This is a genomic window from Bradyrhizobium sp. WSM4873, assembly GCF_055811355.1.
The window spans coordinates 42,649-56,907 of sequence record NZ_JBVVPS010000009.1 but is presented as its reverse complement, the minus strand read 5'-3'; the positions used below and the strand labels follow the sequence as shown (position 1 = coordinate 56,907).

Below are 14,259 nucleotides of genomic sequence, written 5' to 3'. Positions count from 1 at the left end.
TGGATGCCCGGGACAAGCCCGGGCATGGCGGCGTCAGCGAATGGCTAGCCCCAGCTCACGTCATGACGCGCCAACACCTCGCGCACTTTGGCGACGAGGTCGGCCTCGCTGCACGAGAACTGCGCAGGGCGGCTCTCGCGCCATTCCTGGTTGGAAGCGATCGCGGCCGCCGCCTTCGCGCCCTCGATCAGGTCCTTGATTTGTACCTCGCCACGCGCTTTTTCATCCGAGCCTTGGATGATGACGCAAGGCGCATTGCGGCGGTCGGCATATTTGAGTTGGTTGCCCATGTTCTTGGGATTGCCGAGATAGAGCTCGGCGCGGATGCCGGCGGTTCGCAGGCTTGCAACCATCTTCTGGTAGTCGGCGACGCGATCGCGGTCGAACACGGTGACGACGACGGGGCCGAATTCCGGCCGGGTGTCGAGCTTGCCGAGCAGCGTCAGCGCTGCCTGAAGGCGCGATACGCCGATGGAAAATCCGGTCGCCGGCACCGGCTCGCCGCGGAAGCGCGAGACGAGACCATCATAGCGGCCGCCACCGCCGACCGAGCCGAAACGGACCGGGCGGCCCTTGTCGTCCTTGGTCTCGAGCAGCAGTTCGACCTCGTAGACGGGGCCGGTGTAATATTCGAGGCCGCGCACCACGGACGGATCGATCTTGATGCGGTCTGCGCCGTAACCCGACGCCGTCACCAGTTTCGCAATTTCTTCCAGCTCGCTCACGCCAGCCTGACCGACTTCGCTCTTGGCGAGATAGGTTTCCGCCGCGGCGATCGCCTCTTTCCAATCGTCGCGCGGTTTGGTGATGGCCAGCACAACGTCAGCCTCCGACGCGTTCAGGTTGGCGCCCTTCGTGAAGTCGCCCTTGCCTTCTTCGCCGCCATCCCATCTGCCGGGACCGAGCAGTTTGCGCACTTCCTCGGCAGGAAACTTGTCGAGCTTGTCGATTGCGCGCAACACGGTCAGTCTGCGTGCTGCGTTCTCTTCGCCGCCGAGTCCGATTGCTTCCAGAACGCCGTCGAGCACTTTTCGGTTGTTGACCTTCACGACGTACTGGCCGCGCTGAACACCAAGCGCCTCCATCGTGTCCGCGGCCATCATGCAGATCTCAGCATCCGCCGCAGGCGTCGCCGAGCCGACCGTGTCTGCGTCGAACTGCATGAACTGGCGGAAGCGACCGGGGCCGGGCTTCTCGTTGCGGAAGACGTAGCCGACGCGGTAGCTGCGGTAGGGCAGGACAAGACCGTCGGTCCCGTATCGCTCGCCGACGTAGCGTGCGAGCGGCGCGGTCAGATCGTAGCGCAAGCTAATCCACTGCTCGTCGTCGTCCTGGAACGAGAACACGCCCTCGTTCGGACGATCCTGGTCGGGCAGGAACTTGCCGAGCGCGTCGGTGTATTCCATCGCCGGCGTTTCCACCGGCTCGAACCCGTAGAGCTCGTAGACGGCGCGGATCTTCTCCACCATCTCGCGCGTCGCCCGGATCGCGGCGGGATCGCGATCCTCGAGCCCGCGCGGCAGGCGTGCCTTCAGTTTCTGCGGTTTTTTGGGTTTTTCGGCCTTGTCTTTCATGATCGGCGTTTACCAGCCGACGCGGGAAGCGGCAACCGTTCTTGCTCTCCCTACGGCTGCTCCATCCGGGCCCGGAGCGCGTCGGCGTCCGCCTTCGGCATGGATTTGAGCAGCGGCTTGATGGTTTCGCCGCCGACGATCTTGCCGTTGCGCATGAACATCCAGTCCGAGATGTCGGCGTCCTTGAACGCGGCGAGGTCTCCCAACCGCTTTCCTGGCAGATTGCGCGGCGTATCCCCAAACCGCGCTGCATATTCCCCGCCCGGAAGCTTCTTCACTTCACTCATCCAGATGTGCTCGTCGTTCCCGGTGCTCGGAAATCGAACCTTGAGAGTGTGCTCCGTCTCCGTTCGCTTTGGTGCTTCATAGGAAGCCCAGAAGACAGGCAGGGTAGCGCGTGCGCGAGCGATCGCGGCATTCATCTCGGCGTCCGTGTCGGCCACGCTGATGACCCGGTCCGCCACCTCGACCGCCGGCCCGGGACCCAATGTTAGAATGCCGAATAGAGCGACTGCCGTTACGACAGCGGATACGGCCCATTTGATTGGCTGGGAGAGAGGGGCAGGCATGTCGCGAGGTCTGAGAGGCTTGATGTCTCGTCATCCTCGCACAGTTGCAGTGATGGATTCAACAACTAAAGGTTAGCGCCGTTCGTGCAAACGCGGCGCACTTCCTTCGCAGGAAGGTGCGCTGCGGATCCGTTTCGCGAGCTTGGCCCCGCGCTCGGCCCAGGAGACGAGGTCTCAAATCACCTTTTTGATCCAGTTGTGCGGATCGTTGGTGCGGCCGTACTGAATGTCGACGAGCTGCTTGCGCAGGCCCATCGCAACAGGGCCGGCGGCGCCGCCGCTGATCTCGAAATCGCCGCTCACCGAGCGCACCGTGCCGATGGGCGAGATCACGGCGGCGGTGCCGCAGGCAAACGCCTCCTTCAGCTTGCCGCTTGCCGCATCCTTGCGCCATTGATCGAGTGAGTACGGCTCCTCGCGCACCGTCTTGCCGGCATCTTTGGCCAGCGCGATGATGGAATCGCGGGTGATGCCGGGCAGAATCGTGCCGAGTGGCGGCGTCGAGAGCGAGCCGTCGTCGAACACGAAGAACACGTTCATGCCGCCGAGCTCCTCGATATAGCGGCGCTCGATCGCATCGAGGAAGACGACCTGGTCGCAGCCGTGCTGGATCGCTTCGGCCTGCGCGCGCAGGCTCGCGGCATAGTTGCCGCCGCATTTGACGGCGCCGGTGCCGCCGACGGCCGCGCGCGTGTAATTCTCGGACACCCAGATCGAGACCGGCGCGGGGCCGCCCTTGAAGTAGGAGCCGACCGGCGAGGCGATCACCGCGAAGATGTATTCGGACGACGGCTTGACGCCGAGGAAGGTCTCGCTCGCGATCATGAAGGGGCGCAGGTAGAGGCTGCCCTCGCCGCCCGGCATCCAGGCGCTGTCGATGCGCACGATTTGCTCGACTGCCTCGATGAAGACGTCCTCGGGGAGTTGCGCCATCGCCATGCGGTCGGCCGAGTCCTTGAAGCGCCGCGCATTGGCGTCAGGGCGAAACAGGTTCACGCCGCCGTCGTCGCGCTTGTAGGCCTTGAGGCCTTCAAAAATTTCCTGGGCGTAGTGCAGGACGGCGCCGGCCGGATCGAGCTGGAAATTGGCGCGCGCCTCGACACGCGCCTCGTACCAGCCGCCCTTGGCCTGGTTGTAACGGACCATCGCCATGTGGTCGGTGAAGACCCGCCCGAAACCGGGGTCCACCAGCTTGGCGACCCGGTCCTTCTCGGGGGTCGGATTGGATGCGGGCTGGATGTCGAATTTCATGCTCATGTCCTTGCCTCCCGCTGCCGGTGGCGGCGCCGTTCTGGCACCCGCCTGCCCCGATTTGGGCCCGGCTGGCTCGATTGGTTTCTGGCCGGACCGCCGCCAGCCTTGTTACGGCCGGTTTCCGTGGCCAGCATGTCACCGAGGACATGCTTTTGCGGAAGACGGAAGTCCAGTATGTTTTGCCGAAATGCCGTTCGACAATCGCACGGTTGATCTGCTCCGGCCGTCGCCGCCTGTCCGGCCCTCTCTGGCCGCCTTGCTTCGATGCCCACCCGACGCGAAACGATCTAAAATTTCGTGCGGGTTGATCGTTTTGTAACATTGAAACCAAGATACGTCAATATGCCTGACATAAATTTCGCGACTCCTTCTCAAGACGCTGCCGGGCCGCGGCCGGCCGCAGACGACGGAGGCAATTTGCGCTGGGATATCATCGAACTGCTGTTCTTCGCCTATCGCGATTTCGTCGGCGATCCCGACCAGGAGCTGGAGGCATTCGGCTTCGGCCGGGCCCATCATCGCGTCATGCACTTCGTATATCGTTATCCCGGGCTCAAGGTCGCCGACCTCCTCGACGTCCTGCGTATCACCAAGCAGTCGCTCGGCCGGGTGCTCAAGCAGCTCCTGGACGAGGGCTATATCGTGCAGAAGACCGGCGACAATGATCGCCGCCAACGCCTGCTGTTTGCGACACCGAAGGGCGAGGCGCTGGTGCAGAAGCTCGCCGGGCTTCAGACCACGCGCATCACCAAGGCGCTTGCCGAGATGGCGCCGCAGGATGCCGAGACCGTCAAGCGCTTCCTGCGCGCGATGATCGACCGCGACGATCCGGACAAGGTGCTGGAGACGATCTTTGCCACCGTCAATCAAGACAAGGAGTGACCGTGCCGCTCGCTGCCACGCTCGCACGCCCGCCGGCACGTCCCGCCGACGATGCCCCGCATCTCCTCCTGGTCGACGACGACCGCCGTATCCGCGATCTGCTCTCGCGCTTCCTTGCCGGCGAAGGCTATCGCGTCTCGACCGCCGCCAGCGCCAGCGACGCCCGTTCCAAGCTTTTGGGCCTGAACTTCGATCTCTTGATCCTGGATGTCATGATGCCCGGCGAGACCGGCTTCGATCTCGCCCGTTTCATCCGGACCTCGTCCTCGGTGCCGATCGTGATGCTGACGGCGCGGCATGAAGCCGAAGCGCGCATCGAGGGCCTGCAGATCGGCGCCGACGATTACGTCGCAAAGCCGTTCGAGCCGCGCGAGCTTGCGCTGCGCATCAACAACATCCTCAAGCGCGCCGCGCCGCCGCCGCAGGCCGCTGCGGTGGAGAAGATCGCGTTTGGCCCGTACATTTATCACCTCGAGCGCGGTGAACTGCGCCAGGGCGAAGACGTCATTCACCTGACCGACCGCGAGCGCGAGATGCTGCGGATCCTGTCGGAGACACCGGGCGAGACCGTGCCGCGCAGCGCGCTGACCGGCAATGGCAGCGTCAACGAGCGCGCCGTCGACGTGCAGATCAACCGCCTGCGGCGCAAGATCGAGACCGATCCCGCCAATCCGCTGTTCCTCCAGGCCGTGCGCGGCATCGGCTACCGGCTGGTAGCCTCGCCATAAAGAGTGAAGCGCCACCGATGAGCACGATCGATACCGGCCTGACGCTTTTGAAGAGCGCTGCCGGCCGCGTCTCCGCCGCCAATGGCTGGATGGGCAATGCGTTCAAGGGCTGGATGCCGACCGGCCTTTATGCGCGTGCGCTGCTGATCATGATCGTGCCGATGGTGATCCTGCAATCGGTCGTCGCCTTCGTGTTCATGGAGCGGCACTGGAACACGGTGACACGGCGCCTGTCGGCCGCGGTGGTGCAGGACATCGCCGCGCTGATCGACGTCTACAAGGGCTATCCGCAGGACAAGGACCGCAACGAGATCCGCCGCATCGCGCAGCAGCGCCTCGGCCTCGTCGTCGATTTCCTCCCCGCCGGCGACATGCCGCCGCCGGGACCAAAGCCGTTCTTCTCGCTGCTCGATCAGACGCTGTCGGTGCAGCTCGGCCGCCAGATCGGGCGCTCCTTCTGGATCGACACGGTCGGCCGCTCCAACCTCGTCGAGATCCGGATCCAGCTCGACGACGCCGTGATGCGCGTGTTCGCGCAACGCAGCGCCGCCTATGCCTCGAACTCGGAGATCTTTCTGTTCTGGATGGTCGGCACGTCCTCGATCCTGCTGATCGTCGCGGTGCTATTCCTGCGCAACCAGATCAAGCCGATCCTGCGACTAGCAGACGCCGCCGAAAGTTTTGGCAAGGGCCGCGAGGCGCCGAATTTCCGCCCGCGCGGCGCGCGCGAGGTGCGGCGCGCGTCGGTCGCCTTCCTCGAAATGAAATCGCGCATCGAGCGGACGATGGAGCAGCGCACCGCGATGCTCGCCGGCGTCAGCCACGATCTGCGCACGATCCTGACGCGGTTCAAGCTCGAGCTGGCGTTGATCGGCGACAGCCCCGAAATGGAGGGTATGCGCAAGGACGTCGACGAGATGTCGATGATGCTCGAGGACTACCTCGCCTTTGCCCGCGGCGATTCCGGCGAGCAGTCCCAGCCGACCGACATGGCGCAGGCGCTCGAGGAGCTGCGCAGCGACGCCGAACGCCACGGCCACATTGCGACCGTCGCGTTCAACGGACTGCCCGTGGTCACGGTGAAGCCGGCCTCGTTCAAGCGCTGCCTCGCCAACCTCGTCACCAACGCCGCCCGCTACGGCAAGAGCATCGCCATCACCGGCCAGCGCGATCACCGTTATTTGACCGTGACGGTCGACGACGACGGGCCGGGCATCCCCGCCCATCTGCGCGAAGAGGTGTTCAAGCCGTTCCTGCGGCTCGACAACGCCCGCAACCAGGACGAAGGCGGCACGGGTCTTGGCCTCGCCATCGCCCGCGACATCGCCCGTTCGCACGGCGGCGACATCACTCTTGGCGACAGCCCGATGGGGGGATTAAGGGCGAGCGTGCGGATACCGGTGTAACTGCTCTTACCTCGCCCCGCTTGCGGGGAGAGGTCGGATCGCTCTTGCGATCCGGGTGACGGGGTGCAGGTCCGTCAGCGATCTCACTCGCGGAGAGAGGCCCCTCACCCCACCCCTCTCCCCGTAAGAACGGGGCGAGGAAGCGCACCGGCCGCGCGGCACCTATTTCGGCAACAGCGCCTTCAGCTTGTCCATGTCGCGCACGTTCATCTTGAAGCCGCCGGGCATCACGATGTCGCCGGGCTTCTGGTCCGGCTTGCACGCCCCCAGCCATTTCGCTTCGAGCTGCATGGTCGTGTCGCGGCCTGCCGTGCCGGCGGCGCCGCCTTGCGCGTGCGACGACGTCTTCACCGTATAGGCCGAATTGAAATCGCCAGTGATCTCAGCATGCGAAGTCGTGCTGATGCCGGCGACATTGCATTCGGAATCGCTGACATAGCCGTTTGCGGTCTTCTTGATGTCCTGCTTGGCGCAAATCTGCTTGGCCATCGGGGAGACGTTGTTGTTCATCTCCTTGTCGACGGTCTCGTCGGTGCAGTGCTGCATGGTCATCTCGGGCACCGGCGTGCCGGTCCTGACCATCTTCAATTCCCACAGGCCCGCCTTGCGCACCGGCAGGTCGTCAGCGCGGGCGCTGGCTGCCGACAAGACGAGACAAAGGGCGGAGCCGAGCAAAGCGAGTTTGCGCGTCATGAGGGAAGCTCCCGGCTGCGAGATAGCGGCGTTGCGAAAGCGCCTCAGTAGAGCGTGCGGATCGGCTGGTCGGCGGCGCCATAGGGCACCCAGCGGCAGGAGAACGAGATGTAGCCGCCCTCATAGGCCTGCATCGCCAGGAATTTGGCGACCTTGCCGTAGCGCGCGCAGTGATCGACCGCGACCTGCCGCGCATCGACCTGGGTTGCCATCGAATAGGCGATGATGCCGCCGGTGTCGTTGCCCTTGAACGGAGGCACCGGAAGGAGATCGGCGCGTGCCGACTGGCTCGCCATCATACCCAAGGCAAGTAGGCCCGCGGCCGCAATGATTCGCATTCCCGTCACTCCGATTGGTTGGCGGCAGTTTACGGTGCCGGCGCGACGGAGGAAAGAACCGAAGACCCCTCTAACGCAGCATTGCAGTCAACTCGTCGGCAAGTGTTGCCGCGCTGCACTTGACCTCCCCCGGCCTTCGCGGCACCGTCCGACCCTCGCAGATCATGCTGTCTGGATTGCCCATGCGCGCCTCGACCTTCCTGAAATCGCTCCGCTTTGCCGCCGTGCTCGGCCTCCTGTTCGGGGCGCTGTCGCTCGGCGAGGCCAGGGCCGCTAATCCGCTGGAGCTGAATTTCTGGCTGAGCGGGCCGCGCTATGACGGCAACGTCTCCGAATGCGACAGGGCGCTGCCGACGATCGCCACGCAGTTCTGGGAGAAGGAAAGCTCGTTCTGGAATTCCTCGTTGAAGATCACCGGCTTCGCCGCGGTTCACGAGACCGCGTTCCGGCCCTGGGCATCCGACAACATCCCTCGCCGCTATTGCACCGGCGAGGCCATGCTCACGGACGGCAAGATGCGCAAGGTGCATTTCTCGATCGTCGAGGATGGCGGCTTCGCCGGCTATGGCCAGGGCGTCGAATGGTGCGTGGTCGGGCTCGACCGCAACTGGGCCTACAACCCGGCCTGCCGCGCCGCCAAACAATAATTGAAAAAGTTCTGATCCGGACAAATCAGGCGGCCGAACGACGGTCGCCCGAATTTTGTTCTTGAAATGTTCTTATCGCCTGCTAGGCTCGTCTGCACAGTCTAGTTGAGGGGCGTCGCCATGTTTCATTCCAGATTGCATTCGTTCTCCCGCCTGATGATCTCGCTGACGCTTGCGGCCGGGCTGGCTGCGCTGGCCGGTGGCGCAAAGGCCCAGGACAAGCGGCAGAACACGCCCGGCGAATTCGATTTTTATGTGCTGTCGCTGTCGTGGTCGCCCTCCTTCTGCGAAGAGGCGGCGGAGCGCGGCGGCCGCTCGCAGATCCAGTGCAGCGGACGGCCCTACGCTTTCGTGGTGCATGGTCTGTGGCCGCAATATGAGAATGGTTTTCCGGAATATTGTCAGCGGCCGTCGCCGCGGCTGAACCGCAGCATCGTCTCCTCCATGCTCGATCTGATGCCGGCGCCGGGGCTGATCTTCAACGAATGGGACAAGCACGGCACCTGCTCGGGCCTGGCCGACCGCAACTATTTCGAAACGATCCGGAAGGCGCGCGCCGCAATCAAGATTCCGGCTGAATATCTCGATTTGTCGCAGGCCAAAACCGTGGCGCCAGCGGAGGTGGAGGAAGCCTTCATCAAGGCCAATCCGGGCCTCAGCAATGCCGCCGTCTCGATCACCTGCAACCGGACGCGGCTATCGGAAGTCCGCATCTGCCTCAGCAAGGACCTGCAATTCCGCGCCTGCGAGGAGATCGACCGCCGCGCCTGCCGCCGCGACCAGGTGGCGATGCCGCCGATCCGGGGTGGGTAGCCCAGGCGTCGTGCCTCTTTGCTCAGGCCGTCACGTGGCGTAGTGCTCTTGCATGAATTACCGCCACGCCTTCCATGCCGGCAACTTCGCCGATGTCATCAAGCACATCGTGCTGGCGCGCATCATCACCTATCTCCAGGACAAGCCGGGCGCGTTCCGCGTCATCGACACCCATGCCGGCGCCGGCCTCTACGATCTCGAAAGCGACGAGGCGCGCCGCGGCGGCGAGTGGCTGACGGGCATTGCCCGGCTGATGCAGGCGCGGCTGTCGAATGACGCCATGGCGCTGACCAAGCCCTATCTCGACATCGTCCGCGCTTTCAATCCGAAAGGTGAGCTCAAGGCCTATCCGGGCTCGCCGCTGATCGCGCGCGCCCTGCTGCGGCCGCAGGACCGCCTCGTCGCCTGCGAAATCGAGCCGAAGGCGCGGAAAGCGCTGATCGGCGTGCTGCGCCACGACGAACAGGCCCGCGTGGTCGACCTCGACGGCTGGATGGCATTGCCGGCTTTCGTGCCGCCGAAGGAACGGCGTGGGCTCGTGCTGATCGACCCGCCGTTCGAGGCAAAGGACGAGTTCGAAAAGCTCGGAGAGGCATTCTCGGCGGCTTTCGCGAAATGGCCGACCGGTATCTATGTAATCTGGTATCCTGCCAAGAGCCGACGTGCCACCGACACGCTGGTGCAATCAGTGGCGCGGCTCGCAGCCGCAGCAAAACCGCCGGGAAAATGCCTGCGCCTGGAATTCAGCGTGGCGCCGCAAGCCGACGGCGCAGCCCTCACGTCCAGCGGGCTCTTGATCGTCAATCCTCCTTACACGCTGCAGGGCGAGCTCAAGACGATCCTGCCGGAGCTGGAAATGCCGCTCGGCCAGGGTGGCGCTGCCAGATTCCGATTAGAGGTGCCGAGACCGTAACACTCCGGCATCTTGGGAAAAATATGCAGGAGCGGTGGTCAATCTGCAGAGAACCGTATTATGCTGTTGCGGTGACTGGCTTTACGTTCCGCTTCCGCGAATGGTTGCGGCGGAGTGAAGGCCTAAGAAAGATCCAGTCGGACCGAATGGTCTGCCCAAGGATGGCCAGCTCCCGGGCTTCGTAAGGCCCGGTCATGTCGTGACGTGCGTCTGCGTCACGACGGAGGAGCAATGAGGGGGAGTTTCCCGATGGCCATGACGGGAACGGTCAAGTTTTTCAACGGTGAGCGCGGCTACGGATTCATCAAACCGGACGACGGCGGCCGCGACGTCTTCGTGCATATTACTGCTGTGGAGCGGGCCGGACTGAAGGACCTCGCCGAAGGACAGCGTATTACTTTCGAAGTCGAACCGGACAAGAAGGGCAAGGGGCCGAAGGCGGTCGATTTGGTCATCCTTCCCTAGCGAGCCTGGCGCAAAAAAAATCCCGGCCGCAAGCGGCCGGGAGGTTGGTCCGGTATTTTCTTCTTTAGCTATCAGAAGTGATAGTTCACGCCTGCGCGCACAACGCTGGCGCTATAGCCGTTTGACACGCCCGTAATCGCGAACTGACTCGTCGACAGATCGATATAGAGATATTCGAGCTTGGCGCTCCAGTTCGGCGCGAACCCGACTTCCGCGCCGGCACCGATGGTCCAACCGGCGCTGGTGTGCGACTCGGTCCAGCCGAACGTCTGCGCGCGCAGCTCGCCGAAGGCGAGGCCCGCCGTGCCGTAGAGCAGCACGTTGCTGAAGGCATAGCCGGCGCGGCCGCGCAGGGTGCCGAACCACGGATTGGAGAACTTCCACGGCGCGAAGGTGTCGTCGGCACCGGCGGCCTGGATGTCGCCCTCGACACCGAACACCCATGGGCCGGTCTGGAAATTGTAGCCGGCCTGAACGCCGCCGACGAAGCCTGACGGCTTTGCGGGATTGTTGTTCACCGAACCCCATTCGTAGCCGAGATTGGCGCCGAGATACGGACCGGCCCAGCTATAGGCATTGAGCGGCTGATTGACGGTGTAGGGCGCACGCTGCCCGTAATTGAGATCGGCGGCCTCGGCCGAAGCCGTCCAGCCGACTGCAGCCAACGCGGCTGCGCCCACAACGAGCCCCTTCATCACACACTCCAACGCAACTGCCGTCACCGCTGCGATGCCTGCGCCGCCGCGCGAGGCAAAACCGCATGGTTACGGAACCACTTTTTCGCGTAAGATTTATCGAGAGTTTTAAGTTAAAGGCCTGTTAAGCCGGGTTACCGCGCTGTTAACAGGCTTAAGCAAGCGTTACCGGGAACTGCGGCGCCCTCCTGTGCGCGCCGCACGGCCGGAACTTCAAATCGGCACCCGCAGCGCCTAAATTCGCACCATGGTTCACGATTCCCCCGACAATCCGGACGACGCACGCATGCGTAAACCCGTGCGCGGCAACGCTCCCGACGTCCCGCCCCAGGAGACGCAAGTGGGGCCGCCCGACCTCGATCCCGCCACCGCGAACGGCGACGACGAGGACGATGCGCGGCTGCCGGACATCCTGGAAGAGAGCGGCACCGTCGGCGAGGAGCCGCTGGCGACCGGCCACGAGGCGATCGAACGCGCGGTGCGCCTCGCCCCCACCTCGCCCGGCGTCTATCGCATGCTCAATGCGAATGCCGACGTGCTCTACGTCGGCAAGGCCAAGAACGTCAAAAAGCGCCTGTCGAACTATGCGCGCCAGAGTGCGCCGCAGCCGGCGCGCATCCTGCGCATGATCGCCGCCACGGTGACCGTGGAAATCATCTCGACCCACACCGAGACCGAAGCGCTGCTGCTGGAGGCCAACCTTATCAAGCAGCTTCGGCCGCGCTTCAACGTGCAGCTGCGCGACGACAAGTCGTTTCCCTATATCCTGATCACGGGCGATCATTGGGCGCCGCAGATCCTGAAGCATCGCGGCGCGCAGACGCGGCCCGGTCGCTATTTCGGCCCGTTCGCCTCCGCCGGCGCCGTCAACCGCACCATCACCGCACTTCAGCGCGCGTTCCTGATCCGCTCCTGCACGGATTCCTTCTTCGAGAGCCGCTCGCGGCCCTGCTTGCTCTACCAGATCCGCCGTTGTGCCGGCCCCTGCACCCGCGAGATCGACTTCCCCGGCTACACGACCCTGGTGCGCGAGGCGAGCGACTTCCTGTCCGGCAGGAGCCATGCTGTGAAACAGGAGCTTGCCGCCGAGATGGAGAAGGCCTCCGGCGAGCTCGAATTCGAGAGCGCCGCGCTCTACCGCGACCGCCTTGCTGCGTTGTCCGCGATCCAGTCGCAGCAGGGCATCAATCCGCGCACGGTGGAAGAAGCCGACGTGTTCGCCATCCACCAGGAGGGCGGCTTCTCATGCGTCGAGGTGTTCTTCTTCCGCACCGGGCAGAACTGGGGCAACCGCGCCTATTTCCCGCGCGCGGAGAAAACGTACACGCCGGAAGAGGTGCTCGGCTCCTTCCTCGCCCAATTCTACGACGACAAGCCGCCGCCGAGGAATATCCTGCTCTCGCACGAGATCGAGGAGAGCGAGCTGCTCGGCAACGCGTTGTCGATCAAGGCCGGCCGCAAGGTCGAGGTGTCCACGCCGAAGCGCGGCGAGAAGAAGGAGCTCGTCACCCACGCGCTCACCAACGCGCGCGAGGCCCTGGGCCGCAAGCTCGCGGACACCGCGACGCAAAGCCGCCTGCTCGACGCCATGGCCACGACCCTGAGCCTGCCGCATGCGCCGAAGCGGATCGAGGTCTACGATAACAGCCACATCCAGGGCACCAACGCAGTCGGCGCCATGATCGTCGCCGGCCCGGACGGTTTTGTGAAAAACCAGTACCGCAAGTTCAACATCAAGTCGGAAGGGATCACGCCGGGCGACGACTTCGCCATGATGCGCGAAGTGCTGGAGCGCCGCTTCAAGCGCCTGATCAACCCGCCCGAAGAGGGCGCGGCCAAAACCAAGGACGACGACTTCCCGCAATGGCCCGATCTCGTCATCATCGACGGCGGCCGCGGCCAGCTCAACGCGGTCCGGGAAATCTTTGCAAAGCTCGGCCTGACCCAGGTGGCGCTGATGTCGGTGGCCAAGGGGCCGGACCGGGATGCCGGCCGCGAGACCCTGTTCATGCCGGAGCGCGAGGCGATCAAGCTGGAGCCGCGCGACCCCGTACTCTATTTCATCCAGCGGCTGCGGGACGAGGCGCACCGCTTCGTCATCGGTTCGCACCGCAAGCTGCGCAAGAAGGACATCCGCGAGGCCGGCTTGCAGGAGATTCCGGGCATCGGCCCGTCACGCAAACGTGCCTTGCTGCACCATTTCGGAACCCTGAAGGAGATCGAACGGGCCTCGATCACCGATCTCGGCAAGGTTCCGGGGGTGAGCGCCGAGAGCGCCCGCAGGATTTTCGAGTATTTCCATCCCCAGCCGGGGTGAAATAAAGGGGGGCCGCGGTCATATGGTCGTCGCATCCCGCACCCCATTTGGGGAGCGGAACGGTTGACCTTCAGGCTGCAGCGGTATTGGTAGGACGGATGAACATCGCCACGACACGAGGGACCACCAGCCGCGCGATGTCCCTCCCGAACATCCTGACCTACGGCCGGATCGCCGCGATCCCGGTCGTGGTCGGCTGCATCTACGCACAGTCGATCATGGACGGCCCGCTGTGGCTGCGCTGGGTCGCGGTCGCCATTTTCATCGCGGCTGCGGTCACCGATTACCTCGACGGCTATTACGCGCGAATCTGGAATCAGCAATCGGCGTTCGGCCGCATGCTCGATCCGATCGCCGACAAGCTTCTGGTCGCCTCGTGCCTGCTGATGCTGGCCGCCGACGGCATCATCCACGGCTGGTCGCTGTGGGCCGCCATCGTGATCCTGTGCCGCGAGATCCTGGTCTCGGGCCTGCGCGAATATCTCGCCGCCCTGCGCGTCAGCGTGCCCGTGACCAAGCTTGCGAAGTGGAAGACGACGGTTCAGCTCATCGCCATCGGCTTCCTGCTGGCTGGTCCGGCCGGCGATGAGGTCGTGCCCATGGTCTCGATGATCGGGCTGGCGCTGCTCTGGGCCTCGGCGATCCTCACCATGTACACCGGCTACGACTATTTCGGCGCCGGCATCCATCACCTCATCAAGGAGGATGAGGGATGAAGGTGAAGTACTTTGCCTGGGTGCGCGAGCGCGTCGGCAAGGCCGAGGAGACCATCGAGCCGCCGGCGACCGTGCGCACCGTGGAAGAGCTGATCGCCTGGCTGTCCGGCCAAAGCGAAGCCTACGCCTACGCGTTCGAGAAGCCGAAGGTGATCCGCACCGCAATCGATCATACCCACGTCAAGTCGGACACCGCGATCGCGGGCGCTCGCGAGATCGCGTTCTTCCCGCCGATGACCGGCGGCTAGA

General features: G+C 64.3%; 16 protein-coding genes. 10 read left to right on the top strand and 6 right to left on the bottom strand.

Annotated features, from left to right (window positions below):
- Nucleotides 1-44: 44 nt before the first annotated feature.
- The 3 genes from hisS to AC0L21_RS14755 form a co-directional block, all read right to left on the bottom strand.
- The gene (hisS, locus tag AC0L21_RS14765) at nucleotides 45-1,574 is read right to left on the bottom strand and encodes a histidine--tRNA ligase (RefSeq protein WP_473262587.1); all 1,530 of its coding nucleotides are present in this window, start codon (nucleotides 1,572-1,574) and stop codon (nucleotides 45-47) included.
- A gap of 50 nt (nucleotides 1,575-1,624) precedes the next feature.
- Nucleotides 1,625-2,038 (bottom strand): YegJ family protein, encoded by a 414-nt coding sequence (locus AC0L21_RS14760; protein WP_473262586.1) that lies wholly within the window; start codon nucleotides 2,036-2,038, stop codon nucleotides 1,625-1,627.
- Nucleotides 2,039-2,317: 279 nt separating this feature from the next.
- A complete protein-coding gene (locus AC0L21_RS14755) occupies nucleotides 2,318-3,400 on the bottom strand; it encodes a branched-chain amino acid aminotransferase (protein ID WP_473262584.1) in 1,083 nt (360 codons plus the stop codon).
- Nucleotides 3,401-3,739: 339 nt separating this feature from the next.
- Between AC0L21_RS14755 and AC0L21_RS14750 the strand changes: the two genes are divergently transcribed.
- From AC0L21_RS14750 to AC0L21_RS14740, 3 genes are read left to right on the top strand one after another with little or no spacing between them, the layout of a single operon-like run.
- On the top strand, nucleotides 3,740-4,279 hold the full coding sequence (locus AC0L21_RS14750; protein ID WP_007596846.1) for a MarR family winged helix-turn-helix transcriptional regulator: 540 nt from the start codon (nucleotides 3,740-3,742) through the stop codon (nucleotides 4,277-4,279).
- Nucleotides 4,276-5,007 (top strand): response regulator, encoded by a 732-nt coding sequence (locus tag AC0L21_RS14745; protein WP_035974455.1) that lies wholly within the window; start codon nucleotides 4,276-4,278, stop codon nucleotides 5,005-5,007. The genes AC0L21_RS14750 and AC0L21_RS14745 overlap by 4 nt, the downstream gene beginning before the upstream one ends.
- Before the next feature lie 17 nt (nucleotides 5,008-5,024).
- Nucleotides 5,025-6,413, top strand: coding sequence for an ATP-binding protein (locus AC0L21_RS14740; RefSeq protein WP_473262583.1), 1,389 nt, complete (start codon nucleotides 5,025-5,027; stop codon nucleotides 6,411-6,413).
- A gap of 162 nt (nucleotides 6,414-6,575) precedes the next feature.
- Here AC0L21_RS14740 and AC0L21_RS14735 read toward each other — a convergent pair whose 3' ends face one another.
- Complete coding sequence (locus AC0L21_RS14735) at nucleotides 6,576-7,106, bottom strand: DUF3617 domain-containing protein (RefSeq protein ID WP_473262582.1); 531 nt, start codon at nucleotides 7,104-7,106, stop codon at nucleotides 6,576-6,578.
- Between the two features lie 44 nt (nucleotides 7,107-7,150).
- Entirely contained in the window at nucleotides 7,151-7,444 is a 294-nt protein-coding gene (locus AC0L21_RS14730) for a hypothetical protein (protein ID WP_007596852.1), read from the bottom strand.
- 182 nt (nucleotides 7,445-7,626) lie between these two features.
- Between AC0L21_RS14730 and AC0L21_RS14725 the strand changes: the two genes are divergently transcribed.
- The 4 genes from AC0L21_RS14725 to AC0L21_RS14710 all read left to right on the top strand — a co-directional run bounded on the left by AC0L21_RS14725 (nucleotide 7,627) and on the right by AC0L21_RS14710 (nucleotide 10,282).
- Entirely contained in the window at nucleotides 7,627-8,091 is a 465-nt protein-coding gene (locus AC0L21_RS14725; RefSeq protein WP_473262581.1) for a hypothetical protein, read from the top strand.
- A gap of 120 nt (nucleotides 8,092-8,211) precedes the next feature.
- Complete coding sequence (locus AC0L21_RS14720; RefSeq protein ID WP_473262580.1) at nucleotides 8,212-8,904, top strand: ribonuclease T2 family protein; 693 nt, start codon at nucleotides 8,212-8,214, stop codon at nucleotides 8,902-8,904.
- Between the two features lie 52 nt (nucleotides 8,905-8,956).
- On the top strand, nucleotides 8,957-9,817 hold the full coding sequence (locus AC0L21_RS14715; RefSeq protein WP_473262579.1) for a 23S rRNA (adenine(2030)-N(6))-methyltransferase RlmJ: 861 nt from the start codon (nucleotides 8,957-8,959) through the stop codon (nucleotides 9,815-9,817).
- Between the two features lie 249 nt (nucleotides 9,818-10,066).
- Nucleotides 10,067-10,282 carry a cold-shock protein gene (locus AC0L21_RS14710; RefSeq protein WP_007614865.1) on the top strand — a complete coding sequence of 72 codons (216 nt, stop codon included), beginning with the start codon at nucleotides 10,067-10,069 and terminating at the stop codon, nucleotides 10,280-10,282.
- Nucleotides 10,283-10,353: 71 nt separating this feature from the next.
- On the opposite strand, the gene AC0L21_RS14705 is transcribed toward AC0L21_RS14710, so the two are convergent.
- Nucleotides 10,354-10,977, bottom strand: coding sequence for an outer membrane protein (locus tag AC0L21_RS14705; protein ID WP_473262578.1), 624 nt, complete (start codon nucleotides 10,975-10,977; stop codon nucleotides 10,354-10,356).
- 247 nt (nucleotides 10,978-11,224) lie between these two features.
- Between AC0L21_RS14705 and uvrC the strand changes: the two genes are divergently transcribed.
- The 3 genes from uvrC (at nucleotide 11,225) to moaD (ending at nucleotide 14,258) form a co-directional block, all read left to right on the top strand.
- The gene (gene uvrC, locus AC0L21_RS14700; protein WP_473262577.1) at nucleotides 11,225-13,294 is read left to right on the top strand and encodes an excinuclease ABC subunit UvrC; all 2,070 of its coding nucleotides are present in this window, start codon (nucleotides 11,225-11,227) and stop codon (nucleotides 13,292-13,294) included.
- Nucleotides 13,295-13,392: 98 nt separating this feature from the next.
- Entirely contained in the window at nucleotides 13,393-14,010 is a 618-nt protein-coding gene (gene pgsA / locus AC0L21_RS14695) for a CDP-diacylglycerol--glycerol-3-phosphate 3-phosphatidyltransferase (RefSeq protein WP_007596859.1), read from the top strand.
- The gene (moaD, locus tag AC0L21_RS14690; protein ID WP_473262576.1) at nucleotides 14,007-14,258 is read left to right on the top strand and encodes a molybdopterin converting factor subunit 1; all 252 of its coding nucleotides are present in this window, start codon (nucleotides 14,007-14,009) and stop codon (nucleotides 14,256-14,258) included. Before pgsA ends, moaD begins: the two co-directional genes overlap by 4 nt.
- Nucleotide 14,259: the final 1 nt, after the last annotated feature.